Genomic DNA, 23,890 nt, shown 5'->3' on the forward strand with positions numbered 1-23,890 from the left:
CGCTTAAGTATGGCTCACAGGCCGAACAACGCCACCGCGCCCTGCGCCAACGCGAAAATCAGCAGCCCGGCGAGCGCGCCCACCACGGTGCCGTTGATGCGGATGAACTGCAGGTCCTTGCCTACCTGCAACTCGATCTTCTCGGTGGTCTCGGCGGGGTCCCAGCGCTCCACAGTTTCGGTGATCACGCCGGCGATCTCGTGCCGGTATTTCTGCAGCAGGTAGCCCGCCGCATCCGCCAGCCAGCGGTCGATGCGGGCCCCCAGCGACTCGTCGCGCACCAGCCGGCCGCCCACGTCGAGCACCGTGGAGGTGATGCCGGTGCGCACGGCACTGTCCGGATCGGCCAGGGCGGTCAGCAGCGACTGTTTGACCGACTCCCAGGCGTCACCGGCGAACTCGCGCAGCTTGGCGTTGTCGACCAGCTCGAGCTTGAGCACCTCGACCCGGTCGATCATGGTGTCGTCGTGCTGCAGATCGTCCATCAACTCGGCCAGGTAGCGGTCGATGGCTTCGCGCAGCGGATGCCCGGGGTCGGCCTGCACCGTCGCGACGAAGCCGAGCACCTCGCGGTAGGCCTTGTCGTCGACCATCTCACCGACGAAGCCGGGCACCCACCGGGGCAGCCGGGTCGACACGGAGGTTCCGAATGCCTCCGGGTGGGTCTGCAGCCAGGTCTGCGCCTTGTCCACCAGTAGGTCCACCGCGGCGTGGTGCCGGCCGGAGTCCACCAGGTTCTCGCCGAGCCGGCCGAGGCTCGGCGCCCACGTCGGCTCGAGCAGGTGTTCCCGGGCGACGCCCTCGAGCAGATCTTTGATGTCGTCGTCGCTGAGCAGGTCGAGCAGGCCGGTGCCGGCGTGCGCGAGCTCGTCGGTGAGCCGCTCGGCATTGACGGGCTGCACCAGCCAGGCGCCCAGCCGACGGGAGATGCCGATGGATTCGAGCTTGCCGCGCACCACGGCGTCGGACAGGAAGTTCGACTCGATGAACTCGCCCAGACTCGCGCCGATTTCGTCCTTGCGGTTGGCGATGATGTTGGTGTGCGGGATGCGCAGCCCGAGCGGATACCGGAACAGCGCGGTCACGGCGAACCAGTCGGCGATCGCACCGACCATGCCGCCCTCGGCGGCGGCCCGCACATACTCCAGCCACGGGTAGCGGTCCTCGAGCGCGAACGACACCGCGAAGATCACGGCCATGGTCAGCAGCAGGCCCAGAGCGAGCCGTTTCATGCTCACGAGGGCCACCCGGCGGGCCTCGTCGGCAGGACTGAGCGGTGCACGCGGGGCGCGGGCGGGCGGGGCGGGAGTCGTCAGGGAGGGTGCTGCCATGGGTCTGGTCGTTCCTTGTCAATCCGCGAGGCGCTGCAACTGCGGCGCTCCCGCCACCCTAAGCCGGGTTGCTCAGCCCGCGAAACCCGTCGGGGTGATTCCCCAGCGAACCGTCCAGTCCTCGCCGGGGGCCAGCCAGGTCAGGCCCTGGCCGGAGTTGAACGCATCCGCAGGGGCCGTCATCGGCTCGATCGCCACGGCCTGGCCGAGCTGGGTCGATTCCCCGGCACGCACCGGGAAGTTGCGCGGGGTGAATGCCTGCACGTAGGCCATGCTCGCGTCGCCCCAGAGGGTGACCCGGCGTCCGTCGGGAGCGGTCAGGGAGTGCTCGCCGCGGCCGTTCTGCACGAGAACGCCGCCGAAGCCGTCGTCGAGGTCGAGGTCGGCCACCCGGGCGCCGGCACGCAGATCGAAGCGGGTGCCGTCGACCGCGCTGACGCCCACGGGGTTGAGCCGGTGGTCCACGTCGATGTGGCTGCTGGCGTTCAGGCGCAGGGTCAGGTCGCCGGTGGGCACGTCGCCGATCTTCAGGTAGGGGTGGGTGCCCAGCGCCACGGGGGCGGACGCGGCGCCGACGTTGCGGATGGTGTGCGTGACGGCCAGGCCCTCGGCCGTCAGCGTGTAGCCGACCGTGGTGTCCAGCTGGTACGGATAGCCGGCCTGCGGGTAGACCGTGGCCGCCAGGGTCACCTCGTGCTCGCTCCTAGCGACCAACCTGTATGCGGTGTGGGCGAGCAGACCGTGGATGGCATTCATCTGGGCGGGTTCGGTGATGTTCAGCAGGTGCCGCACGCCGTCCTGCGCCCAGATGGCGTCACGGATGCGGTTGGGCCAGGGCACCAGCACCGTGCCGGCGCCCAGCGGTGGCACCGACTCCGCCGCGAAGCCCTCCACCAAGTCGATGCCGTTCAGCGCGTATTCGCGGATGCCCGCGGCGACCTCGGTGATCGTCGCGGTGGCCCGGCCCTGCGGGGTCTGCAGGCTGAGCGCGTATTGGGTTCCGGTGGCGGCGGCAAGCGGCATGGTGGTCTTTTCGAATCAGTGTGGTTGGAGCACGGCGAGGCCGGCCTCGCGGAGCGGGGCCAGGGTGAGCGGGTCGGCGGCCGCATCCGTCACCAGGGTGTCGAAGGCGGCAAGCGGGCCGATCCGGCCCAGGTGCACCTGCCCCAGTTTGGCACCGTCGGCCACGATGATCGCGCGCGCCGCGGCGGCGAGCATCAGGGTTTTCACGCCGGCCTCCGGCAGGTTGATGTTGGTGACGCCGCCGTCCACGTCGACGCCGTTGCAGCCGATGAAGGCCAGGTCGGCGTGCACCTGGCTGAGCACCGTGGCGGCGAGCGGGTCGACGAGCGAGTGCTGCAGCGGGCGGAGCGACCCGCCGGTGACGATCACCGTGAAGCGCGGGATGGCCGGTTCGAGCGCCAGGGCGATGCTCAGGCCGTTGGTGATGATCACCACGTCGGTGAGGTCGGCGCGGGCAACGAGGGCCCTGGCGATGGCGAGGGTGGTGGTGCCCACGTCGAGGATCACGCTCTGACCGCTGGAAACCAGTGCGGCGGCGAGCTCCCCGATCTGCTGCTTGGGGATGACGGAGGAGGCGAGCGCCTCCTCGAAGGAGAACTCCCGGTCGGGCCGGCTCGTGGTGGAGACCCCGGCCGGCACCGCGCCGCCGTGGATGCGCATGAGCGTGCCGGCGCTCTCCAACTGGTCGAGGTCGGCGCGGGCGGTGACGCCGGAGACACCGAAGGTCTCGCTGAGTTCACTCACCCGCACGAAGCCACGTTCGTCGACGAGGCGTTGGATCTGTTCCCGGCGCTGGTGCGCGGGCAGCGCGTCCCGGTCGGTCGGATGTTCCGCTGAGGCCATGTCTTAATCTTCACTTAGTTTGTCTCCCTTTTCAATACGAAAGAGCTGGTTTCGGTTGTGCAAATCGGCTAGCGTGGATTCCGCCATGACTTCCCTCCCGAACACCCCAGACTTCGTCGCCGACGCCGGCATCGCGCGTCACCCGCACACCCTGGCCGACGGCCGCGACCTCATCTACTTCGATGACCCCGACACCACCCTGTCGCCCGACCGGGCCCCCGACCTGCGCGACCTCGCACCGCGGCCGGCGAACGCGCGGATGCGCCAGGACCCGCTCAGCGGGGAGTGGGTCTCCATCGCCGCCGCCCGGCAGAACCGGGTGTTCCTGCCGCCGGCGCACCTCGACCCGCTCGCGCCGTCCACCCCGGAGAACCCATCGGAGGTGCCCAGCAACTACGACGTGGCCGTATTCGAGAACAAGTCGCCGTCGTTCGGCCCGCTGCTCGAGGATGCCGACGCGCCCAGCGGGCTCGACGACCTGCGCACCATCGGACTGGGCCGCACCCGCACCTCGGTCGGCCGCTGCGAGGTTGTCTGCTTCAGCCCCGCCACCGAGGGCTCGTTCGGCAGCCTCTCGGTCACCCGTGCGCGCACCGTGATCGAGGCGTGGGCCGAGCGCACCCATGCGCTCTCGCAGATGCCCGGCATCGAGCAGGTCTTCCCGTTCGAGAACCGCGGCGAGGCCATCGGCGTCACCCTGCACCACCCGCACGGCCAGATCTACTCCTACCCCTACGTGACCCCGCGCACGCAGCGGCTGATCGACTCGATCGAGAGCTACGGTCCCACCCTGTTCGCCGACATCCTGGCCAGCGAGCAGGCCGGCGACCGGGTCATCCTGCAGAGTGAGCACTGGACCGCGTTCGTGCCGTTCGCCGCCCGCTGGCCCGTCGAGGTGCACATGTTGCCGCACCGGCACGTGGCCGACTTCGCCGGAACCACGCTGGCCGAGCGCGACGAGCTCGCGGTGCTCTACCGCCGGTTGCTGCGCGGCATCGACCACCTCTACTCCACGCCCACGCCGTACATCGGCGCCTGGCACCAGGCGCCGGTGCACGTGCACCGGGACGACATCCGCCTGATGCTGCAGCTCACCAGCCCGCGCCGGGCCGAAGACAAACTGAAGTTCCTGGCCGGCTCCGAGGCCGCCATGGGCGCCTGGATCGGCGACGTCACGCCCGAGCAGGCGGCCGACAACATCCGTGCGGCGATCGCACGCTCGGACGCCGCGGATGCCGCGGCAGACACCATCGACAGCACCACCGGAGAGGCCCACTCGTGACCGACGACCAGAGTATTTTGAGCGGCTTCCGTGCCCGGTTCGACCGGGAGGCGGACGGCCTGTGGTTCGGCCCCGGCCGGGTCAACCTGATCGGCGAGCACACCGACTACAACGACGGTTTCGTCTTTCCGTTCGCGATCAACCGTCGTGCCGTTGTGGCGCTGGCCGTGCGGGACGACCGGATGCTGCGGGTCGCCAGTTCCTTCGCCGACGAGATCGTGGAGATCTCGCTCGACGAGCTCTCCCCCGAGACGGTGTCGGGCTGGTCGGCGTATCCGCTGGGCGTGGCCTGGGCGCTCGGCGAGAAGGGTGCCGACCTATCGGCGGTCAGCGGGTTCGACGCGTTCATCGATTCCGACGTGCCGATCGGTGCCGGGCTCTCCTCCTCGGCCGCGATCGAGTGCGCCACGGCCGTGGCCCTCGACGAGGTCTGGAACCTCGGCTTCGACAAGCAGGTGCTCGTGCGGGTGGGCCAGCTGGCCGAGAACAAGGTCGTCGGCGCGCCCACGGGCATCCTCGACCAGTCGGCGTCGCTGCTCGGCCAGACCGATGCGGCCGTGTTCCTGGACTGCCGCAGCTTCAAGTCCGAGGTCATCCCGCTCGGCTTCGACGACGCCGGCCTGGAGCTCCTCGTGGTCGACACCAAGGTGAGCCACGCGCACGCCACCGGCGGGTACGCCGACCGGCGGGCCTCCTGCGAGAAGGGCGCCGCCCTGATGGGTGTCGCCTCGCTCCGCGACCTCACCGTGCACGACCTGCCGCGCGCCGCCGTGGCGCTCGACGACGAGACCTTCCGCCGTGTGCGGCACATCATCACGGAGAACCAGCGGGTGCTCGACACCGTGCGGGTGCTGCGCGAGCAGGGCCCCTCCGCGATCGGCGAACTGTTGGATGCGTCGCACGCCTCGATGCGCGACGACTTCGAGATCTCGGTCGCCGAGCTCGACCTCGCCGTGGAGACGGCCCGCGCCGCCGGCGCCCTCGGCGCCCGCATGACCGGCGGCGGCTTCGGCGGCTCGGCCATCGCGCTCACCCCGCACGCGCTCATCCCGGCGGTGCAGCAGGCCGTGAAGGAGGCCTTCGCGTCAGCCGGCTTCACGGCGCCCGACATGTTCGTGGTGCGCGCCGCGGCCGGGGCTGCCCGCCTGTCCTGAGCCGGCCTCACCGCGCGTGGAGACGCGCTCGTTTGCAAACATCCCGCCTTCGTTTCGACAACGAGGGCGGGATGTTTACGAATGAGCACCGTGCAGCTCGAGAACGACTTGCGTGCGTTCATCGAAGCGGAGGCTGACCGATACCTCACCGAGGAGCACGCCGAGCGGGGAATCGAGAAGCACATCGCGGCGCGGCGTGCTGCCGCCGCCGAGCAACCGACAGCCGATGCCGCCGCGAAGTGAACTGACGAGCTCAGGTCGAGGCGGGCGCAACCACCAGGGTCGCGCTGCCACCGGTGAGACGCAGTAGCTCGGCGAACGTGGTGGGGAACACCGTGTGCGCGTGCCCCGCGGCGGCCCAGACCACGGGGTAGCCGGCCAGGTCCTCGTCGACCAGGGTGCGAATCGGTGCCGGATGCCCGAGCGGCGCGACGCCGCCGATCACCTGCCCGGTCGCCTCCTTCACCAGGTCTTTGGACGCGCGACCGATGGTGCCGCCGAGCCGCTCCCCCAGCCAGGCCGTGTCCACCCGGTGCGCCCCGGAGGTGAGCACCAGCAGCGGTTCACCGTCGAGGGTGAAGACCAGCGAGTTCGCGATGGCGCCCACCTCGATGCCCAGCGCCGCCGCAGCGGCGACTGCCGTCGTGGTCGCATCGTCGAACCAGCGGATCTCCGGGTCGAGCCCGTGCGCGTTCAGCGCCTGGCGCACTCTGTCGACGGCCGGATGCGCGGTGTTCACCATTCCAGAATCCTAGGGCGAACCATCCGCCCCGCGCACGGCGCCGGGTCGGCGGCTCGGTCGCAAAAAAGGACAAAGGCCGGTAAGGAGGATGCTTTCGCGAGTTCCGTCCTTTTTAGCTCACTTCTTCCCTTTTTTGAGTGGCAGTGTGACATGCGCGCGGGTTGGGCCTGCCGGCTCAGACCCCCGGCCGCTGCCGGATGGCTAGGGTGGGGCCATGACAGCCGCCAGCACCGCCCGCCTGATCACCCTGCCCGACCGACCGGGGCCGCACGTGGCCGAGAGCGCCTTCGTCGCCGCCGGCGCGGTTCTGGTGGGCAATGTGAGCCTGGCCGAGCACGCGAGCGTCTGGTACAACGCGGTGCTGCGGGCCGAGGCCGAACCCATCCGCATCGGGGCCGGCTCCAACCTGCAGGACAACGTCTCCTGCCACGTCGACGACGGGTTTCCGCTCATCGTCGGCCGCGACGTGTCGGTGGGTCACGGCGCGGTGCTGCACGGCTGCACTGTGGAGGACGGCGCGCTGATCGGCATGGCCGCCACGGTGCTGAACGGTGCCGTCATCGGCGCGGGCTCGCTGGTGGCCGCCGGGGCCGTGGTGCTCGAGGGCACCATTGTGCCGCCCGGATCGCTCGTGGCCGGCGTGCCGGGCAAGGTGCGCCGCGAGCTCACACCAGAGGAGATCGAGGGCATCCGCCACAACGCCCAGAGCTACCTGGGCCACGCCGCCCTGCACAAGCTCGCGACCTGAGAGCCCCGGAACCCTGGGGCCCCGGGCTTCGCCCCTGCCTCACGGAGCGCAGGGGCAGGCGCGGCTAGGGCGTGAGCAGGCGCTCGGAGGCCTTGACGACGTTGGCGAGGAGCATCGCGCGGGTCATCGGGCCCACGCCGCGGGGGTTGGGCGAGAGGTAGCCGGCCACCGAGGCGACGTCGGGGTGCACGTCGCCGGTGAGGATGCCCTTGCCGGTCTCCGGATTCTGCACCCGGGTGATGCCCACGTCGAGCACCGCGGCGCCGGGCTTGATCCAGTCGGCCTGCACCAGGTGCGGCACGCCCACGGCGGCCACGACGATGTCGGCGCGGCGCACCTCGGCGGCCAGGTCGACGGTGCGGGAGTGGGTGAGCGTGACGGTGGCGTCCAGGCCCTTACGCGTGAACAGCAGGCCCAGCGGCCGGCCCACGGTGAGGCCGCGGCCGATGACGACGACGTTCTGGCCCGCGATCGGCACGTCGTAGCGGCGCAGCAGCTCCACGATGCCGGCCGGGGTGCAGGGCAGCGGCGAGCTGAGCTCGCCCTCGATGCCGAGCACCAGACGGCCCAGGTTGGTGGGGTGCAGGCCGTCGGCGTCCTTGGCCGGGTCCATCAGCTCGAGCATCGCGTTCTCGTTGTGCCCCACGGGCAGCGGCAGTTGGATGATGTAGCCGGTGACCTCGCGGGCGGCATTGAGGTCGTTGATGGCGGCGCGCACATCCGCGCTGGTGGCGGAACCGGGCAGGTCGATGCGGATCGACTCGATGCCGACCTCGGCGCAGTCGCGGTGCTTGCCCGCCACGTAGGAGCGGGAACCCGGGTCGTCGCCGACGAGCAGGGTGCCCAGCCCCGGCACGATACCGTGGGCGGCCAGAACCCGCACGCGCTCGGTGAGTTCGGTCTTGACCTGGGTCGCGGTGGCGACGCCGTCGAGGGTGAGTGCGGTCATGCGAGATCCGATCTGTTGGTGGTGCCGCGCACGCACCCCAGCCTGGGGCCGCGCGCCAATCTGGCCACGCACACCGGCCGCAACGGGCCGATGAGGCGATGCCGGGTGCGGGTGGTGACGGATGCGCTCACGCGAGGGCTACACATCCGTCACCACCCGACGGGCCTACTGGGAGAGGCCGGGGTACAGCGGGAACGCGTCGGTGAGACCCTTGACGCGGGCGCGGAGCGCGGGGATGTCGGCGCCGGGCTTGAGCGCCTCGGCGATGACGTCGGAGACCACGGTGAACTCGGCGTCGCCGAAACCGCGGGTGGCCAGCGCGGGCGTGCCGATGCGGAGGCCGGAGGTGACCATCGGCGGGCGCGGGTCGAAGGGCACCGAGTTGCGGTTGACGGTGATGCCCACCTCGTGCAGCGCGTCTTCGGCCTGCTGGCCGTTGATCTCGGAGTGGCGCAGGTCGGCGAGCACCAGGTGCACATCGGTGCCGCCGGTGAGCACATCGATGCCCGCGGCACGGGAGTCGTCGGCGGTGAGCCGGTCGGCGAGGATGCGGGCGCCGCGGAGGGTGCGCTCCTGGCGTTCCTTGAACTCGGGCAGCGCGGCGAGCTTGAACGCGGTGGCCTTGGCGGCGATCACGTGCATGAGCGGGCCGCCCTGCTGGCCGGGGAACACGTTGGAGTTGAGCTTCTTCGCCAGCGCGGTGTCGCGGGAGAGGATGAAGCCCGAGCGGGGGCCGGCGAGGGTCTTGTGCACGGTGCTGGAGACGACGTCGGCGTAGGGCACCGGCGACGGGTGCAGGCCGGCGGCGACGAGGCCGGCGAAGTGGGCCATGTCGACCCAGAGCTTGGCGCCCACCTCGTCGGCGATGGCGCGGAACGCGGCGAAGTCGAGCTGGCGGGGGTAGGCCGACCAGCCGGCGATGATGACCTGCGGCTTGTGCTCGAGGGCCTTGTCGCGCACCACGTCCATGTCGACGCGGAAGGTCTCCGGGTCGACACCGTAGGCGACCGGGTTGTAGAGCTTGCCGGAAAAGTTGAGCTTCATGCCGTGGGTGAGGTGGCCGCCGTGCGCCAGCTCCAGGCCCAGGATGGTGTCGCCGGGAGTGGCGATGGCGGAGAGCACCGCGGCGTTCGCGGTGGCGCCGGAGTGCGGCTGCACGTTCGCGTACTCGGCGCCGAACAGGCTCTTGGCCCGGTCGATGGCCAGCTGCTCGGCCACATCGACGTACTCGCAGCCGCCGTAGTAACGACGGCCCGGGTAGCCCTCGGCGTACTTGTTGGTGAGCACCGAGCCCTGCGACTGCAGGATGGCGCGGGGCACGAAGTTCTCGCTGGCGATCATCTCGAGGTAGTCGCGCTGGCGACCGAGTTCCTGCTCGAGGATCGCGGCGATCTCGGGGTCGACGACCTCGAGGGGCTCGTTGAAGGTGGAGGGTACGGAACTGGTAAGCACAGTGTCGGACACGGGAGAACTCCTTGAGACTATCGATGGATGTGTCGTGGCCCAGGCGTGCGGTCACTAACCGTGTCAAGTCGCTCCCCGATGGTGACCCATCTTTCGTGCTACGCCAGTCGCGACCCGGCCATTCTATCAGCCGCGTGCGTCGCGCAGCTCGTCGAGGATCAACAGGTCGGGGCGCAGGTGGTCGGTGACGTACGCGGCGCGAGCCACCAGGTGCGCCGCCATCGGCGCGGTCAGCGCCTGGAAGAGCACGATGGCGACCACCAGGGTAACGGTGCCGACGCTGAAGTTGGTCACCGCGATGTCCAGGGTCACGGCCATCAGGCCGAGGATTTGCGGCTTGGTGGCGGAGTGCAGCCGGGTGAGCACGTCGGGGAACCTGAGCAGGCCGACGCCGGCGGCGAGGCACATCAGCGCGGCCAGGAGCACCAGCACGGCGGTCACCACGTCGCTCCAGACGGCGCTCATGCGCGGTCCCGTCCGGGCAGGAAGCGGGCGACGCTGAGCGAACCGAGCACGGCGAAGAGGGCCAGCACCAGCAGCACCGGCAGGTTGTCGGTGTGCCGGTTGAACGCCATTTCGGCGCCGAGCGCGCAGATGATGGTGGCCACCAGCACGTCGGAAGCGATCACCCGGTCGAGCACCGAGGGGCCGTGGATGATGCGGTAGATGGCGCAGAGCACCCCACCGCCGAACATGACGCCGGCGACGATCGCGACGATGTCCATGGGGCTCATGACTGGCCTCCCTTGGTGAATTCGGGCGGTTCGCCCGGCGTGATGCCGAGCCGTTCTTCCTCGTTCTGCACCCGGTTGACGCGTTCGACGTCTTCGCGGGAGCCGAACGCCATCACGATGCGCCGTTCGGTGGCGAGCACGGATTCACGGAACCTGTCGGTCTCAGCGGTGTCGCGCATGTTGATCACGTGCAGGTACAGCGTGGAGTCGACCCGTTCGATGTCCACCACGATGGAGCCGGGCACGATGGAGGTGGCCACCGCGGTCCAGGTGAGGACGAGGTCGCTGCGGGTGCGCAGGTGCACAGCCATGATGGCGTTGGTCGCGGTGTAGTTGGGGCCGAGGGCCAGCCAGGCGACGTTCACCGAAGCCCGGCCGATGTCCCAGAGCAGCTTCACGAACAGCCAGGCCGTGCGCCAGACGTTGACCCGGCCGCTGAGCTGCACGGCCGGCAGGTAGAACACCACCGACACGACAGCGGCGAAGACCGCGCCGGTGAGCAGGTTCAGCCAGGAGAACTTGCCCCAGAGCAGCGCCCAGAGCAACACCAGGCCGAGGAAGAGCGGCAGCTGGTTGACCGCACCGCCGAGGCGTTCCTTCATCGGGCTCACGGGGTGCCTCCCGGGAACACGGCGTCGATGTACGTGGACGGCTGCTCGATGTTCGCCGCCGCGCGGGCGGCCAGGTCGAAAGCGGGCCCGGCGAAGATGGTCAGACTCACGGTGAGAGCCAGCATGGTGGCGGTGGCGGCGGTCATCAGCGGCGACGTGGTCTTCGTGGTGACAGTGCCCTCGTCGTGCGGGTCGTCCTGCAGCGCGTTGAGCATGGCGGAGTCGTAGTTCTCCACGTCGCGCCGCGGCCGCCAGAACGCCATGTTCCAGGCCCGGGCCAGCGCGTACAGGGTGAGCAGCGACGTGGCCGCTCCCCCGGCCAGCAGCACGTAATTGAGCGCGCCGCCCATCTGCACGCCGGCGTCGAACAGGGCGACCTTGCCGAGGAACCCGGAGAACGGCGGGATGCCGCCGAGGTTGAGTGCTCCGATGAAGAACAGGATGGCGACGAACGGCGCGGCCTTGAGCATCCCGCCGAGCCGGGCGAGCGAGGTGGTGCCGCCGATGCGTTCGACCAGCCCCGCGCAGAGGAACAGGGTGGTCTGGATCATGATGTGGTGCACGACGTAGAAGATCGTGGCCGCGATGGCCGCCTGGGTGCCGATGGCGATGCCGAAGATCATGTAGCCGATGTGGCTGACCAGGGTGAACGAGAGCAACCGTTTGATGTCGGCCTGGGCGAGGGCGCCGAGGATGCCCACCACCATGGTGAGCAGCGCCACGATCATCAGCGGAACCTGCAACCGGTTGTCGGGGAAGAGCAGAGTTTGGGTGCGCAGGATCGCGTAGACGCCCACCTTGGTGAGCAGCCCGGCGAACACCGCCGTGACCGGGGCGGGCGCGGTCGGGTAGGAGTCCGGCAGCCAGAACGACAGCGGGAACACGGCCGCCTTGACGCTGAAGGCGATGAGCAGCATCAGGCCGAGGATCAGCTGCACGTCGCCGGGCAGCTGCGGGATGCGTTCGGCCAGCAACGCCAGCGTGACGGTGCCGGTGGCGCCGTAAATGAGGGCGATGGCGGAGAGGAACAGGATCGACGAGACCAGGCTGACGATGATGTAGGTGACGCCGGCTCGGATGCGCGCGCCGGTGCCGCCGAGGGTGAGCAGCACGTAGCTGGCCGAGAGCAGCATCTCGAAGCCCACGTACATGTTGAACAGGTCACCGGCGACGAACGCGTTGAACAGTCCGGCCGACAGCACCAGGTAGGTGGGGTGGAAGATCGACACGGGAGTTTCCCGGTTGCTGTCCACGATGCCCTGGCCGATGGCGAAGAGCAGCACGCCGAGCAGCATCAGCGCCGACACTATGAGCATGATGGCCGACAGCCTGTCCACCACCAGCACGATGCCCCACGGCGCCTGCCAGTCGCCGACGTGCACCACGGCCGGCCCGTTCTGGTCGACCAGCACGAGCAGGATGGCGCTGATCACGACGACCGAGGTGAGCGAGAGCACGCTCACCAGCACCTGGTAGCGGGAGCGCCGGCCGAGCGCGAGCGCGAGCGCCGCGCCGAGAAGCGGGATGGTGACGACGAGGGGCACGAGTACGTTCATCGGGTGTCGCCCTCCTGGTCGGTGCTGCCGGTGGTCGCCGGGTCGCGTTCGTCGGACCGGTCGGTGGCGTCGGCGCCTGAGCTGTCGTCGTCGCTGCCCTGCTCGCTGGCGTCGAGCGACGCCTGCACGGCGGCCTCGTCGTCGGAGGACGACCTGAACGCGGCCTCGGAGTCCTCGCTGGTCTCCGCGGCGTGCTCGTCGGTGAGGTTGTCGCCTTCATCGCCGAGCTGCGCCAGCCACCAGGAGCGGTAGATCAGGGCGAGCAGCAGGGCCGTGATACCGAAGTTGATCACGATGGCGGTGAGCATCAGCACCTGCGGCACCGGGTCGACCATGGAGTCGTCCAGGGCCGTGCCGGTGACGATCGGCGAGCTGCCGGGCCGGCCGCTCATGATGAAGATGAGCAGGTTGGTGGCGTTGCCCACCAGCAGAAAACCGATCAGTACCCGGGTGAGGCTGCGTTCGAGCATGATGTAGATGCCCGCGGCGTACATCACCGCCATCACGATCACCAGGGTCAGGGAGGCGCTCATCGGGTTCCCCCCAGCGGTGCTGATGCGTCGTCGCCGGCCGGGTCGGCGGGCTGGGTGATCGGGGCGGTTTCGGGGCCGGTGCCCACGGCGGGCGCCTCGGCCGGGGTCCACTCCGACGAGGCGTCGAAGCCGATGGCGTCACCCGCGTCGCTGGACTCGTCGCCGAGCGCCGGAATGGTGGGGTGGTCCGGGTCGTCGTCGCCGGGTTCGTCGAGCTCGCTCTGCCGGTCGATCTCGCTGCCGAGGCTGCGCAGGATGTCCAGGCTCAGGCCGATGACCACGAGGTAGACACCGATGTCGAAGATGCTCGAGGTGCCGAAGGAGAGGTGCCCGAGCACGGGCAGGTCGGCTTCGAAGTAGGCCGATTCGAGCGGGATTCCGGTGACGAACAGCGACGCGACGGCGGTGCCAACGGCCAGCACCACGCCGAAGCCGAGGATCTTGCCCGGGTCGATGGGCGCGGCTTCGCCGAGCTCGTAGCGGCCGCCGGCCAGGTAGCGGGCCACCAGCGCCAGACCGGCCAGCAGGCCGCCGGCGAACCCGCCGCCGGGCAGGTTGTGGCCGGCGAAGAGCAGGTAGATCGACACGATGATGGCCGGGTGGAAGAGCAGGCGCACCAGCACCTCGATCAGGATCGACCGGTTCTCGGCCGACTGGGTGCGACCGCCGAGCAGCCAGGACTGCCGGCTGACGGCATGCCCGGCCGAACTCGCGTGCGGGTCGGCGACGATCCGGCGCCGGTTCTTCGGGGCGCGGCGCTTGCGCGACTCGCGCAGGCGCGGCATCTGCTCGCTGCGGCCGGAGACGAAGAGCAGGCTGGCGACGCCGGTGGCGACCACGATGAGCACCGAAATCTCACCCATGGTGTCCCAGGCGCGGATGTCGACGAGCATCACGTTCACGATGTTCTTGCCGTGGCCCTCTTCCACGGCCAGCCTGGGCAGTTCGGCGGCGATGCTCTGCGCCTGGCGGGCGCCGAGGGCGATGACCGCGATGGTGCCCATCGTCAGCCCCACCAGGCCGCCGATGAGCGCTCGGCGGCGGCGGTGCATCGGCCGGTTGTGCTGGGCGATCCGGCTGGGCAGCCGGCGCAGCACGAGCACGAAGACCACGAGGGTGATCGACTCCACGAGAGCCTGCGTCAGGGCCAGGTCGGGGGCGCCGTGGAAGGCGAACAGGGCGACCATGCCGTAGCCGGTGACGCCGGCCAGCAGCACCGCGGTCATCCGCTGGCCGACCCTGGCCGCCATCACGGCGGCGATGATCATGACCAGGCCGATGATCGCCTGGGCGGGGTAGTCCCAGAGCACCACGGCGTCAGGCCAGGTGCGGTTGACGAAGGAGGCGGCGCCCAAGGCGAGCACGAAGACCACGAGGATGGTGGAGAGGTACTGCGGCAGGCCGCCCTTCTGGGCGAGGTGGGTGGTGCGGGCGGCGATTCTGTCGACGAATCGCACGGTGTGGCCGTAGCCGTGCCCGGCGTCCACCCAGGCCGGCACGGCGGCCTGCCAGCGGGCCACGCGTTTGCGCTTTGCAAAGATGAGCAGGCCCAGCAGCACCACGATGGTGCTGAGCAACAGTGCGGGTTCGAACCCGTGCCAGAGCGCCAGGTGGTAGTCGCCGCCGCCGGGCACGGTGTCGGCGTACGCGGCCAGCATCGGGTCGAGCAGCATCACGAACGGTCCGAGCAGAAGGGTGGCCGCCGAGAGGATGCCGGGGGCCAGGTTGAAGTCCCAGCGGCTGGAGTGCAGCGGGGTGTCGCTGATCGCCGGCCTGGTGCCGAACGCGCCCCAGAAGAACTTGGCACTGTAGGCCACGGTGAGCACCGAGCCGACCGCGGTGCCGGCCAGGGCGATCCAGCCCCAGCCGTCGCCGGCGACGCCGGCCTCGATGAACGCGGTAAACACCGATTCCTTGGCGACGAAACCGACGAGCGGCGGCAGGCCGGCCATCGACGCGACGGCGATCAGCGCGATGGCGGCGAGGGCAGGTTCGCGGCGGCCGATGCCCGAGAGCTTGCGCCAGTCCCGGGTGCCGGCCCGGTGGTCGATGATGCCAACGACGAGGAAGAGGGTGGCCTTGTAGAGGGCGTGCGCGAGCAGCAGCGCCACCCCGGCGAGGGCGGCGTCACGGGTGCCGAAGCCGACGACCACCATGAGGAAGCCGAGCTGGCTGACCGTGCCGTAGGCGAGCATCAGCTTGATGTCGTGCTGGCGGAGCGACCGCCAGGCGCCGACGAGCATGGTCCAGATGCCGATCGTGACCAGTACCGGTAGCCAGCCCGGCGACTCGGCATAGCCGGGGGCGAATCGGGCGGTGAGGTAGATGCCGGCCTTCACCATGGCGGCGGCGTGCAGGTACGCGCTCACCGGGGTGGGGGCGGCCATCGCGGCGGGCAGCCAGAAGTGGAACGGGATCAACGCCGACTTCGACAGCGCCCCGACCAGGATCAGCAGCACGGCCCAGATCGCGACGGGGGTTCCGGTGGGGTTCGCGACGATGGCGGCCAGGGAGGTGGTGCCGGCGTCCACCGAGATCATCACGACGCCGATGAGCATCACCAGGCCGCCGAAGGTGGTCACCAGCAGGGCCTGCAACGCGGCACCGCGGCTCTCCCGCTTGGTGGTGTAATGCCCGATCAAGAGGTAGGAGAGCACGCTGGTGATCTCCCAGAACATGAACATCACCAGAATGTCGTCGGCGGTGACGAGCCCGTACATGGTGCCGGCGAAGGCGAGCAGCAGCGCCGCGAACCGGCCCAGGCTGGGCTCGTCGGCGTCGAAGTAGCGGGCGCAGTAGATGAGCACCAGGGCACCGACACCGGTGACCACGAGAGCGAGCAGCCACGCTAACGCATCCACCCGGAAGGACAGGCTGATCCCCAGTTGCGGGATCCAGGGCAGGCTCTGGGTGACCGCGCCGCCGGCTGTGATCACGCCGGTCTGGGTGAGGGTGTAGACAAAGGCCGCCGTGGGCAAAATGGCCACGACATAAAAAACGCGCAACCCGATCAGTCGGGTGAGCGTGGGCGTGAGCAGGGAAACAAGCAGGAAGACCAGGAGGATTGTCGCCATGGGGCCTCCCGGCTCTCTATAAAAGAGTGTCGTCTCTACGGTCAGAGTGTCAGGACTGAGTCTACAGGAATGGGCCTTTAGACCCTTACCGTGTACTAGCGGTCTACTAGTGTTGCCGCAACCCCCAGATCGGATGCTCCACGTGACCACTCGCACCACCGGGCCTGACCGGCCGGAGAATTCGCCCGTCCCCACCACTGCAGCAGCGCACCATTCCGGGCACGAGGAGACTCCGCTCGAGCACATCGACGACGCCCTGAGCGTTCACGAGGACGTGGGCCTGCACAAGGGCCTCAAGGCCAGGCACGTGCAGATGATCGCCATCGGCGGCGCCATCGGTACCGGCCTGTTCCTCGGCGCGGGCGGCCGGCTCGCCAGCGCAGGACCGGCCCTGGTGTTCGTGTACGCGATCTGCGGTTTCTTCGCGTTCCTCATCCTGCGGGCGCTCGGCGAGCTGGTGCTGCACCGGCCCACCTCCGGCTCGTTCGTGTCGTACGCGCGGGAGTTCTTCGGCGAGAAGACGGCGTTCGTCACCGGGTGGCTGTACTGGCTGAACTGGGTGATGACGGCGATCGTCGACGTCACCGCGGTGGCGCTGTACATGAACTTCTTCGGCAAGTACTGGGCGCCGTTCGGCGACGTGCCGCAGTGGCTGTTCGCCCTGCTGGCGCTGGCCGTGGTGATGGGCCTCAACCTGCTCTCGGTCAAGGTCTTCGGCGAGCTGGAGTTCTGGTTCGCGCTGATCAAGGTTGTCGCCATCGTGACGTTCCTGCTCGTCGGCACCTGGATGGTCATCTTCGGCACCCCGGTCGACGGCGCCACCGTGGGCTTCTCCCTGATCGCCGACAACGGTGGCTGGCTGCCCAACGGGGTGCTCGCCTCGGTCCTCGTGGTGCAGGGCGTGGTCTTCGCCTATGCCTCCATCGAGCTGATCGGCACCGCCGCCGGGGAAACCGAGAACCCGGAGAAGGTGATGCCCAAGGCGATCAACACCGTCATCGTGCGCATCGCCGTCTTCTACGTCGGCTCGATCCTGCTGCTGTCGCTGTTGTTGCCGTACACGGCATATGAGGCAGGGGTGAGTCCGTTCGTCACCTTCTTCGGCTCGATCGGCGTCGACGGCGTCGACGTGATCATGAACCTCGTCGTGCTCACGGCGGCCCTGTCGTCGCTGAACGCCGGCCTGTATTCCACCGGCCGCATCCTTCGCTCGATGTCCCTGGCCGGGTCGGCACCCAAGTTCGCCGACAAGGTGAGCCGCAACGGGGTGCCGTTCGGCGGCATCCTGCTCACCGGTGTGGTCACCCTGCTCGGCGTCGGCCTCAACGCGATCGTGCCCGACGAAGCCTTCGAGATCGTGCTGAACATGGCCGCGATCGGCATCATCAGCGCCTGGGGCATGATCGTGCTCTGCCAGATGCGGTTGCAGGCCTGGGCCAAGGCGGGCATCCTCACCCGGCCGGCGTTCCGGATGCCCGGGGCGCCGTTCACCGGCTACCTCACGCTGGCGTTCCTGGCGACGGTGCTCGTGCTGATGGCCTTCGACTGGCCGGTCGGCACTCTCACGATCAGCTCACTCGGCCTGATCATCCCGGCCCTCGTGGTCGGCTGGTTCGCCTGCCGGGGCCGCATCCTCGAGATCGCGGCCTCGCGACCGCCGCTGAGCACCGGCAAGCGCTAGCGCACCCTCGCGGCGCGCAACTGCTGCCCGTGCGGACAATTGCACCCGGTGCGCCGGGTGCAATTGTCCGTTGCGGCAACAGTTACACGCGGCCGGGGCGGGCGCGGCGGCGGATGACGAGGTCGCTGGCCAGCACCAGGGCCAGCGCCACCACGATGATGCCCACGTAGACGAACGGAACCGTGCCCAGGCCCACATGGGCGAGCAGGAAGGCGCCGACGAAGGCGCCCAGGCCGATGCCGATGTTGAACGCCGTGGTGTACACGGCGCTGGCGGTGTCGCGGATGCGGACCGACGCGGTGTGCAGCAACCGGGTCTGCAGCAGGGGCGGGAAGGTGCCGAAGGCCAGGCCCCACACCAGGAACGCGCCGATCGCGACGGGCAGGGTCTGCGTGAACAGGGCGAGCACGCTCACGCTGACCACGGTCACCGACATGCCGAGCACCAGGCCGAGTTGCGGACGCTTGCTGAACACGACCCCGCTGATGAAGAGGCCGATGGCGCCGGCGATGCCGTACGCGAACAGCAACGGTGCGACGGCGTCACTGCCCACCCCGAGGGTGTCGCTCAGGAACGGCGCGATGTAGGTGTAGAAGGTGTAGTGGCCGATCATGGTGAGCGCGGTGATCACGCAGACCAGCGCCACCGGGCCGATGGTGGGGTCGCGGGGCAGCTTGGCCGTCGTGATGGTGCCGGTGGCCGTGGTGACGGTTTCGGTGCGCTTGGCCGAGTAGTGCTCGACCTTGGGTAGGAAGCGCCAGATCACCACGGCGCCCACCAGCATCAGCCCGGCCAGCACCACGAAGGAGAGCCGCCAGCCCAGCAGGTGGCCGAGGAAGGTGCCCAGCGGCACCCCGAACACGAATGCCAGCGTGCCGCCGGCGATGGTGATCGAGACCGCCCTGGCGATCTGGTCCTTGGGCACGAGGTGCGCGGAATAGGCGCCGACGACGCCCCAGAACAGGCCGTGCGCGAGCCCGCCGATCACGCGGGAGATCACCACGAAGGTGTAGTCCGGCGCGACGGCGGTGAGGATGTTGCTCAGCGCGAAGACCACGAGGACCATCACGATCAGGCCGTGCCTGGGCATCCGTTTGGTCAGCAGCGCCAGCGGCGTGCTGGTGATCACCACGGTGAAGGCGAACCAGGACACGAGCAGGCCCACGTCGGACTGGCTGACACCGAGCGAGGTGCTCATTTCGGGCAGCAGACCGGTGGGCAGCATCTCGGAGGTGACCGAGAGGAACACGGCGGCGGAGAGGGCGATCAGGCCGATCCAGGGGAACGGCCCAGCGGGGGCGGTTTTGGAGCGCTGCGGAAGGTTGGTTGGCAGCGAGATGGGCGCGGTGAATGACATGGGTGCTGTGGCTCACAGACAGGATGCCGCTTGCCCGAGGCCAGCGGCTGTCACGGCTGGCTGCGCGGGGTAAGTCAAGCGGTGCGCGCCGACGTGCGCGCCCGGGGCCGGTGAGAATCGTACCGACCACTCTTCAGCCTAGCCGAGTGCGTGCTGAATGGGTATCGGGCAGGGTCAGGCGGCGGCGCGGGCCCCGGCGGCGTACCAGTCCCTGGTGTTCTGCACGTCGATCGCGAGCTGGTCCACGAGGGCCGGGGTGTCGACGAAGGCCACCTCCGAGCGCAGGAACAGGCGCAGTTCAACCGACAGCACCTGGCCGTACAGGTCGCCGGTGAAGTCCAGCAGGTGGGCCTCGAGCAACGGATGCCCGGCGTCGCCGTAGTAGGTGGGCCGGGTGCCCACCGACACGGCCGCGAGCGCGCCCTCGGCCGGCAGTCCGTGGCCGTGCACGATCGCGGCCCAGATGCCGCTGTGCGCCATCAGGCCCGGAACCTCGATGTTGGCGGTGGGAAACCCGATCACCCGGCCCCAGGCGTTGCCGTGGATGACGGCTCCGGTGATCGTCGTCGGTCGGGTGCGCTGCGCCTGCACGGTTGATTCGGTCATGGTGGAACTGCCTTCCGCTGAGCTTCGATCCGGGTCCGTCGGGCAGCTCGGCTGCCTGCGTCCATCTCAGCATCCTGGAGTTTCGGCTGCGCGACCATGACATTGCGGGATTGTTGCGCCGCTTTACGCGAGCAGGAGCCCTGTGTTTCCGGGCCCCTGGCATCGATAACGCCGGGTGCCGGCGACGCGCCCGGCGCGGGCGCGGGCCGTGCGGGGCCTGCGGGCCGCGGCCGCACCCCCGCCGCCGGGTAATCTGGTTCGATGAACACCAGTCTTCCGGCGCCGGCCCACCATCACCACCTGGTCGTCACTCTCGTCTGTCCCGACCAGCCCGGCATCGTGCACGCTGTCAGCGGCGCGATCGTGCAGGCCCGCGGCAACATCACCGAGAGCCAGCAGTTCTCCAGCGCCGACACCGGGCGGTTCTTCATCCGCCTGCAGGTGGAGTCCCCGGCGAACCGCGAGGAGCTGCAGGCCGCGCTCGCGCCGATCATCGAGCGGTACGCCATGGCATCCGTCATCGACGTCGTCGGCCGGCCGTTGCGCACCCTGGTTCTGGCGTCCACCGCCGGGCACTGCGTCAACGACCTGCTCTTCCGCCAGCGCGGCGGCCAGCTGGCCGTGGAGGTTCCGCTCGTGCTCAGCAACCACGGCACCTTGCGCGACCTGGTCGGCTTCTACGGGGTGCCGTTCGAGTCGCTGCCGATCACGGATGCGGCCAGCAAGGCCGCGTTCGAGGCCCGGGTCATCGAGGCCGTTGAGGAGAACGACATCGAGCTGGTGGTGCTGGCCCGGTACATGCAGATCCTCTCCCCCGAGCTGTGCGCGTACCTCACCGGTCGGGCGATCAACATCCACCACTCGTTCCTGCCCGGCTTCAAGGGCGCGAACCCCTACAAGCAGGCGCACGCGCGCGGGGTGAAGCTCATCGGCGCCACGGCGCACTTCGTCACGAGCGATCTCGACGAGGGGCCGATCATCGAGCAGAACGTGGTGCGCGTGGACCACTCCCGCACCTCGGCCGAGCTGGTCGCGATCGGCCAGGACGAGGAGAGCCGCACCCTCACCCAGGCGGTGAAGTGGTTCGCCGAGAACCGGGTGTTGCTCGACGGCGCCCGCACCATCATCTTCAAGTAGCCCGGTGGGTAGGATTGGCGGGTGAACGACACCCGCCCCGCCCCCACCATCGGCGCCAACGACATTCTGCGTTTTGTGCTCGAACTGTTCGCCTTCGTCAGTCTCGCGCTCTGGGGTTTCCTGGCCTGGCCGCTGCCGTGGCCGGGCATTCTGGTCGGCATTCTCGCGCCGGCGTTCGCGATCCTGGTCTGGGCCTTGTTCCGTTCGCCCAAGGCCGTGTTCAGGCTCGACCCGTTCGGCAAGGCGATCGTGGAGATCTTCGTGTTCGGCGCTGCCGCGCTCGCCTGGTGGGACCTGGGCCAGCCGATCGTGGCCGGCGTCTTCGCGGTGGTCGCCACCGTCAGCGGCATCCTCTCCGGCCGCAAGGAGCTCGGCGCCTGAGCCTTACTGCATCAGGCCGATGATGGCGCCCATCACGGTGAAGGACACCACGTTGTACGACCCGTTGATGGCGAACAGCAGCGGGCTTCGTCGTTCGAACAGGTAGTTCACGCCGAAGGCGGCGGCCACGAACGTGGCACCGGTGGCGAAACCGGCGAAGACACCGAAGCCCACCCCGCTCGAGCCGATGAACGCGGCCAGGCTGATCGCCATCACGATCGCCAGGACCGCGGACCCGATGAAGACCCGCGCGGTTCCGTGCGCGAGCTGATCGTCGGTGACCCCCGCCGCGCGCTGCCAGGGGCGCGCGAAGAGCACCGAGTACCAGAGTCCGCCGATGACGAACGATGAGAGTGCGGCCAGCGCGATCGCCAGCCAGTTGAAGGACCCGTCCATGACCGCTCCCGGGGGTGGTGGTCCCGGCCCATCCGGGACACTGTCACCGTAGACCGCCCGGCCCCCGGGGTCTTGTAGAAAATTCCGGCACTCCGTGCGGCTCGTCCAGCGGCACGAACGCGGCGTACTCGGGCCCGTACCGGGCGACGATATCGAGGTACCGGGTGGGCGAGAGGCCCGTGAACGCCCGGAACACCCTGATGAAATGCGGCTGGTCGTAGTATCCGCTGGATGCCACCAGATCGGCCCAGCTGGGCATCGGCCCCCGCAACGGCAGGGCGTCGATGAACTGCCGGAACCGCACGATGTCCGCGTAGACCTTGGGCGTCACCCCGCACCAGGCCCTGAAGCCGTCGATCAGGCGGTGGTGGCTGGTGCCGGCGGCCGCCGCGATCTGCGGAATCGGCGCATCCGGGTTGTGCTGGATGCCTGACCAGGCCCGCACCACCGCCGGCGGCACCCCGCTGGGTCGCTGCCGCGCACGCAGGTGCTCGATCAGCACCGCCACCGCCGCCGCCGGGTTCTCGGCCTGCTCGGCGGCCGCTCGCACGGCGTCGGTGTCGCCGAGCAGACCCTGGCTTTCCCGCACGGTGCCGGTCAGGGCGGTGGCGGGCAGGTCCAGAAACCGGGCGACCGCGAAGGGCGCGAGCTCGGCGGCGATGTGGCGGATGGCCGGCGGGCTCTGGCTCATCAGGAACCGCGGCTGCAGCCCGGAGAGGAACCCGGCCCGAAGCACACGCACCGCCCCGGTCTGCAGGTCGAAGAGCCGGTACGGCCCGGCCAGGTTGACGATCAGGTGCAGGGCCGGCTGCGGGAAGATGCGCTCGTAGCGCTGCTCGGCGGGCTGCTCCAGAAACCACAACCGCTGCACCTCGGGGGACAGATCGGCCGGTACGGGCACCTCGAGGTAGTCCATGCCCCCACCGTAGAACCGCCCGCGCCCGCCGGATACGCACAACTCCTGCATTTCCAGCAGGAGTTATGCCGGACCGGGTCGCCGGATGTCAGCGGATGACGGGCGGGCTATCAGCGGGCGGGCGGCTCGGGGGCGGGCTGCGCGGGCAGGCCGGCGGGCATCCGCAGCGCGTAGAGGGAGGTGGCGACGAAGAGCAGGCCGCCGAGCAGGAACGCGGCCGGGTAGGACACCGTGTCGGCGAGCAGGCCCGCCACGAGCGGTCCCACGATGGCGCCGAAGTCGGAGAACATCGAGAAGATCGCGACCGGCCGCCCGCCCGCGGTGCCGGCCGCGTCGCCGACGGATGCCGCCGGCGCGGTGCCCATGAACGCCGCGGCGACCCCGTAGACGCTGAGCAGCACGGTGAGGATCACGATGTTGGGGGCGAACGGGATCGCCGTGATGGTCACGGCGGCCACCAGGAACGACCCGATGATGGCGGGCTTGCGGCCGACGGTGTCGACGAACCTCGACGCCGGCGCCAGGGCGAGGGTCTGCGCGACCGCGGCGATGGCGAACGCGATGCCCGTCCAGGCGCTCGGGCCCTTGAGCACCTCCACGACCAGCACCGGCACGAGCGCGCCGCGCACGCCGAACGATGACCAGCCCTGGGAGAAGTTCGCCAGGCAGGCGGCGCGGAACCGGGCGTCGCGCAACACCGTGCCCAACGGCAGCAGCGGGGTGGGGGCGCCCGTGGGTCCGGTGCCGGCGCGGGTGGCCGGTTGCAGCAGCACCAGGCCGATCAGGCCGGCCACGGCCAGGGTGCCGGCGTAGAAGAAGAACGGTGCGGTCAGCGAGATGGTGGCGAGCAGGCCGCCGAGCGCCGGTCCGGCCATGCCGCCGATGAGGAAGCCGCCCTGGTAGAAGCCCACGGCGCGGCCGCGGATGCCCGGCGCGGTCGTGCGCAGCAGCAGGGTCATCGCCGCGACGGTGAACATCGCCGAACCAATGCCGCCCGCCCCCCGCAGCAGCAGCAGTTGCGGGTAGCTTCCGGCGATGCCGACCAGGCCGCTGGACACCGCGACGATGCCGATGCCGACCGCCAGGATGGTGCGTTCGCCGGCCCAGTCGATGAGCTTGCCGCAGACCGGGCTGGCGACGAAGCGCATCAGGGCGAACGCCGACACCACAGCGCCGATCTCCAGGTTGCCCACACCGAAGCTCTTCACGTATACCGGCAACACCGGCACGACCACGCCGAAGCCCACCATCACGAAGAAGGCGATGACGCCGAGCACGTACACGTCCCGGCCGAGGCGGGGTTCGTTCGCCGTTCGGCTGTGGGTGGGCCCGAACGGTGAACGGATGCGTCGCATCCCTCCAGATTAGGCGC

Annotated in this window: 24 protein-coding genes and 1 riboswitch; of the genes, 7 read left to right on the forward strand and 17 right to left on the reverse strand. The window is 69.6% G+C overall.

Annotated features, from left to right (window positions below; translation table 11 throughout):
• Positions 1-14 precede the first annotated feature (14 nt).
• The 3 genes from ACEN2M_RS05940 to ACEN2M_RS05950 form a co-directional block, all read right to left on the reverse strand.
• The gene (locus tag ACEN2M_RS05940) at positions 15-1,331 is read right to left on the reverse strand and encodes a DUF445 domain-containing protein (protein ID WP_441647217.1); all 1,317 of its coding nucleotides are present in this window, start codon (positions 1,329-1,331) and stop codon (positions 15-17) included.
• A 72-nt stretch (positions 1,332-1,403) separates the two neighbouring features.
• Complete coding sequence (locus ACEN2M_RS05945; RefSeq protein WP_441647218.1) at positions 1,404-2,354, reverse strand: aldose 1-epimerase family protein; 951 nt, start codon at positions 2,352-2,354, stop codon at positions 1,404-1,406.
• A gap of 15 nt (positions 2,355-2,369) precedes the next feature.
• Positions 2,370-3,197 (reverse strand): DeoR/GlpR family DNA-binding transcription regulator, encoded by an 828-nt coding sequence (locus tag ACEN2M_RS05950; RefSeq protein WP_441647219.1) that lies wholly within the window; start codon positions 3,195-3,197, stop codon positions 2,370-2,372.
• 85 nt (positions 3,198-3,282) lie between these two features.
• On the opposite strand from ACEN2M_RS05950, the gene galT reads away from it, so the two are divergent.
• The 3 genes from galT (at position 3,283) to ACEN2M_RS05965 (ending at position 5,876) form a co-directional block, all read left to right on the forward strand.
• Complete coding sequence (gene galT / locus ACEN2M_RS05955; RefSeq protein WP_441647220.1) at positions 3,283-4,479, forward strand: galactose-1-phosphate uridylyltransferase; 1,197 nt, start codon at positions 3,283-3,285, stop codon at positions 4,477-4,479.
• Positions 4,476-5,633, forward strand: coding sequence for a galactokinase (gene galK, locus ACEN2M_RS05960; protein WP_441647221.1), 1,158 nt, complete (start codon positions 4,476-4,478; stop codon positions 5,631-5,633). Before galT ends, galK begins: the two co-directional genes overlap by 4 nt.
• An 81-nt stretch (positions 5,634-5,714) precedes the next feature.
• Positions 5,715-5,876, forward strand: coding sequence for a hypothetical protein (locus tag ACEN2M_RS05965; protein WP_441647222.1), 162 nt, complete (start codon positions 5,715-5,717; stop codon positions 5,874-5,876).
• A gap of 10 nt (positions 5,877-5,886) precedes the next feature.
• On the opposite strand, the gene ACEN2M_RS05970 is transcribed toward ACEN2M_RS05965, so the two are convergent.
• The gene (locus tag ACEN2M_RS05970; RefSeq protein WP_441647223.1) at positions 5,887-6,375 is read right to left on the reverse strand and encodes a YbaK/EbsC family protein; all 489 of its coding nucleotides are present in this window, start codon (positions 6,373-6,375) and stop codon (positions 5,887-5,889) included.
• 214 nt (positions 6,376-6,589) lie between these two features.
• Between ACEN2M_RS05970 and ACEN2M_RS05975 the strand changes: the two genes are divergently transcribed.
• On the forward strand, positions 6,590-7,123 hold the full coding sequence (locus ACEN2M_RS05975) for a gamma carbonic anhydrase family protein (protein WP_441647224.1): 534 nt from the start codon (positions 6,590-6,592) through the stop codon (positions 7,121-7,123).
• Positions 7,124-7,187: 64 nt separating this feature from the next.
• Here the strand turns inward: ACEN2M_RS05975 and ACEN2M_RS05980 are convergent, their stop codons facing one another.
• The 8 genes from ACEN2M_RS05980 to ACEN2M_RS06015 all read right to left on the reverse strand — a co-directional run bounded on the left by ACEN2M_RS05980 (position 7,188) and on the right by ACEN2M_RS06015 (position 16,044).
• A complete protein-coding gene (locus tag ACEN2M_RS05980) occupies positions 7,188-8,072 on the reverse strand; it encodes a bifunctional methylenetetrahydrofolate dehydrogenase/methenyltetrahydrofolate cyclohydrolase (protein WP_441647225.1) in 885 nt (294 codons plus the stop codon).
• Positions 8,073-8,237: 165 nt separating this feature from the next.
• The gene (glyA, locus tag ACEN2M_RS05985; protein ID WP_441647226.1) at positions 8,238-9,536 is read right to left on the reverse strand and encodes a serine hydroxymethyltransferase; all 1,299 of its coding nucleotides are present in this window, start codon (positions 9,534-9,536) and stop codon (positions 8,238-8,240) included.
• 30 nt (positions 9,537-9,566) lie between these two features.
• Positions 9,567-9,657: riboswitch (ZMP/ZTP riboswitch) on the reverse strand.
• 5 nt (positions 9,658-9,662) lie between these two features.
• A complete protein-coding gene (gene mnhG, locus ACEN2M_RS05990) occupies positions 9,663-10,001 on the reverse strand; it encodes a monovalent cation/H(+) antiporter subunit G (protein WP_441647227.1) in 339 nt (112 codons plus the stop codon).
• Positions 9,998-10,270 carry a monovalent cation/H+ antiporter complex subunit F gene (locus tag ACEN2M_RS05995; RefSeq protein ID WP_441647228.1) on the reverse strand — a complete coding sequence of 91 codons (273 nt, stop codon included), beginning with the start codon at positions 10,268-10,270 and terminating at the stop codon, positions 9,998-10,000. Before ACEN2M_RS05995 ends, mnhG begins: the two co-directional genes overlap by 4 nt.
• Complete coding sequence (locus ACEN2M_RS06000) at positions 10,267-10,872, reverse strand: Na+/H+ antiporter subunit E (protein ID WP_441647398.1); 606 nt, start codon at positions 10,870-10,872, stop codon at positions 10,267-10,269. Before ACEN2M_RS06000 ends, ACEN2M_RS05995 begins: the two co-directional genes overlap by 4 nt.
• A 5-nt stretch (positions 10,873-10,877) precedes the next feature.
• Positions 10,878-12,437 (reverse strand): Na+/H+ antiporter subunit D, encoded by a 1,560-nt coding sequence (locus ACEN2M_RS06005; RefSeq protein WP_441647229.1) that lies wholly within the window; start codon positions 12,435-12,437, stop codon positions 10,878-10,880.
• A complete protein-coding gene (locus ACEN2M_RS06010) occupies positions 12,434-12,970 on the reverse strand; it encodes an NADH-quinone oxidoreductase subunit K (RefSeq protein WP_441647230.1) in 537 nt (178 codons plus the stop codon). The genes ACEN2M_RS06005 and ACEN2M_RS06010 overlap by 4 nt, the downstream gene beginning before the upstream one ends.
• Positions 12,967-16,044, reverse strand: a complete 3,078-nt coding sequence (locus ACEN2M_RS06015; protein WP_441647231.1) for a Na+/H+ antiporter subunit A — start codon at positions 16,042-16,044, stop codon at positions 12,967-12,969. Before ACEN2M_RS06015 ends, ACEN2M_RS06010 begins: the two co-directional genes overlap by 4 nt.
• Positions 16,045-16,288: 244 nt before the next feature.
• Here ACEN2M_RS06015 and ACEN2M_RS06020 point away from each other — a divergent pair, with 244 nt between their 5' ends.
• Positions 16,289-17,725 carry an amino acid permease gene (locus ACEN2M_RS06020; RefSeq protein WP_441647399.1) on the forward strand — a complete coding sequence of 479 codons (1,437 nt, stop codon included), beginning with the start codon at positions 16,289-16,291 and terminating at the stop codon, positions 17,723-17,725.
• A gap of 82 nt (positions 17,726-17,807) precedes the next feature.
• Here ACEN2M_RS06020 and ACEN2M_RS06025 read toward each other — a convergent pair whose 3' ends face one another.
• Together ACEN2M_RS06025 and ACEN2M_RS06030 are read right to left on the reverse strand one after the other, a co-directional pair.
• Positions 17,808-19,082: an MFS transporter gene (locus ACEN2M_RS06025; protein ID WP_441647232.1), complete on the reverse strand. Its 1,275-nt coding sequence runs from the start codon at positions 19,080-19,082 to the stop codon at positions 17,808-17,810.
• Between the two features lie 174 nt (positions 19,083-19,256).
• Positions 19,257-19,688, reverse strand: a complete 432-nt coding sequence (locus ACEN2M_RS06030; protein ID WP_441647233.1) for a riboflavin kinase — start codon at positions 19,686-19,688, stop codon at positions 19,257-19,259.
• A gap of 261 nt (positions 19,689-19,949) precedes the next feature.
• On the opposite strand from ACEN2M_RS06030, the gene purU reads away from it, so the two are divergent.
• Both purU and ACEN2M_RS06040 read left to right on the forward strand, forming a co-directional pair.
• Positions 19,950-20,825, forward strand: coding sequence for a formyltetrahydrofolate deformylase (gene purU, locus ACEN2M_RS06035; RefSeq protein ID WP_441647234.1), 876 nt, complete (start codon positions 19,950-19,952; stop codon positions 20,823-20,825).
• 21 nt (positions 20,826-20,846) lie between these two features.
• Positions 20,847-21,206 (forward strand): YrdB family protein, encoded by a 360-nt coding sequence (locus ACEN2M_RS06040; protein ID WP_441647235.1) that lies wholly within the window; start codon positions 20,847-20,849, stop codon positions 21,204-21,206.
• A gap of 3 nt (positions 21,207-21,209) precedes the next feature.
• Here ACEN2M_RS06040 and ACEN2M_RS06045 read toward each other — a convergent pair whose 3' ends face one another.
• The 3 genes from ACEN2M_RS06045 to ACEN2M_RS06055 all read right to left on the reverse strand — a co-directional run bounded on the left by ACEN2M_RS06045 (position 21,210) and on the right by ACEN2M_RS06055 (position 23,873).
• Complete coding sequence (locus ACEN2M_RS06045) at positions 21,210-21,602, reverse strand: DUF1761 domain-containing protein (RefSeq protein WP_441647236.1); 393 nt, start codon at positions 21,600-21,602, stop codon at positions 21,210-21,212.
• A 43-nt stretch (positions 21,603-21,645) separates the two neighbouring features.
• Complete coding sequence (locus tag ACEN2M_RS06050) at positions 21,646-22,518, reverse strand: helix-turn-helix domain-containing protein (protein ID WP_441647237.1); 873 nt, start codon at positions 22,516-22,518, stop codon at positions 21,646-21,648.
• 110 nt (positions 22,519-22,628) lie between these two features.
• On the reverse strand, positions 22,629-23,873 hold the full coding sequence (locus tag ACEN2M_RS06055; RefSeq protein ID WP_441647238.1) for an MFS transporter: 1,245 nt from the start codon (positions 23,871-23,873) through the stop codon (positions 22,629-22,631).
• Positions 23,874-23,890: the final 17 nt, after the last annotated feature.

This window comes from Cryobacterium sp. W22_MBD10_FK3 (genome assembly GCF_052113745.1).
In the GTDB taxonomy this organism is placed as follows: domain Bacteria; phylum Actinomycetota; class Actinomycetes; order Actinomycetales; family Microbacteriaceae; genus Cryobacterium.

Bases quoted from the DNA above. Each gene is read 5' to 3' on its own strand.
- ACEN2M_RS06010 (WP_441647230.1), bottom strand. From the start codon at position 12,970: ATGAGCGCCTCCCTGACCCTGGTGATCGTGATGGCGGTGATGTACGCC.
- ACEN2M_RS05945 (WP_441647218.1), bottom strand. From the start codon at position 2,354: ATGCCGCTTGCCGCCGCCACCGGAACCCAATACGCGCTCAGCCTGCAG.
- ACEN2M_RS05965 (WP_441647222.1), top strand. From the start codon at position 5,715: ATGAGCACCGTGCAGCTCGAGAACGACTTGCGTGCGTTCATCGAAGCG.
- ACEN2M_RS05975 (WP_441647224.1), top strand. From the start codon at position 6,590: ATGACAGCCGCCAGCACCGCCCGCCTGATCACCCTGCCCGACCGACCG.
- ACEN2M_RS05980 (WP_441647225.1), bottom strand. From the start codon at position 8,072: ATGACCGCACTCACCCTCGACGGCGTCGCCACCGCGACCCAGGTCAAG.
- ACEN2M_RS06005 (WP_441647229.1), bottom strand. From the start codon at position 12,437: ATGAACGTACTCGTGCCCCTCGTCGTCACCATCCCGCTTCTCGGCGCG.
- ACEN2M_RS06000 (WP_441647398.1), bottom strand. From the start codon at position 10,872: ATGAAGGAACGCCTCGGCGGTGCGGTCAACCAGCTGCCGCTCTTCCTC.
- ACEN2M_RS06025 (WP_441647232.1), bottom strand. From the start codon at position 19,082: ATGTCATTCACCGCGCCCATCTCGCTGCCAACCAACCTTCCGCAGCGC.
- ACEN2M_RS05995 (WP_441647228.1), bottom strand. From the start codon at position 10,270: ATGAGCCCCATGGACATCGTCGCGATCGTCGCCGGCGTCATGTTCGGC.
- mnhG (WP_441647227.1), bottom strand. From the start codon at position 10,001: ATGAGCGCCGTCTGGAGCGACGTGGTGACCGCCGTGCTGGTGCTCCTG.
- ACEN2M_RS06015 (WP_441647231.1), bottom strand. From the start codon at position 16,044: ATGGCGACAATCCTCCTGGTCTTCCTGCTTGTTTCCCTGCTCACGCCC.
- purU (WP_441647234.1), top strand. From the start codon at position 19,950: ATGAACACCAGTCTTCCGGCGCCGGCCCACCATCACCACCTGGTCGTC.
- ACEN2M_RS06030 (WP_441647233.1), bottom strand. From the start codon at position 19,688: ATGACCGAATCAACCGTGCAGGCGCAGCGCACCCGACCGACGACGATC.
- ACEN2M_RS06055 (WP_441647238.1), bottom strand. From the start codon at position 23,873: ATGCGACGCATCCGTTCACCGTTCGGGCCCACCCACAGCCGAACGGCG.
- ACEN2M_RS06045 (WP_441647236.1), bottom strand. From the start codon at position 21,602: ATGGACGGGTCCTTCAACTGGCTGGCGATCGCGCTGGCCGCACTCTCA.
- galT (WP_441647220.1), top strand. From the start codon at position 3,283: ATGACTTCCCTCCCGAACACCCCAGACTTCGTCGCCGACGCCGGCATC.
- ACEN2M_RS05970 (WP_441647223.1), bottom strand. From the start codon at position 6,375: ATGGTGAACACCGCGCATCCGGCCGTCGACAGAGTGCGCCAGGCGCTG.
- ACEN2M_RS05950 (WP_441647219.1), bottom strand. From the start codon at position 3,197: ATGGCCTCAGCGGAACATCCGACCGACCGGGACGCGCTGCCCGCGCAC.
- ACEN2M_RS06050 (WP_441647237.1), bottom strand. From the start codon at position 22,518: ATGGACTACCTCGAGGTGCCCGTACCGGCCGATCTGTCCCCCGAGGTG.
- ACEN2M_RS05940 (WP_441647217.1), bottom strand. From the start codon at position 1,331: ATGGCAGCACCCTCCCTGACGACTCCCGCCCCGCCCGCCCGCGCCCCG.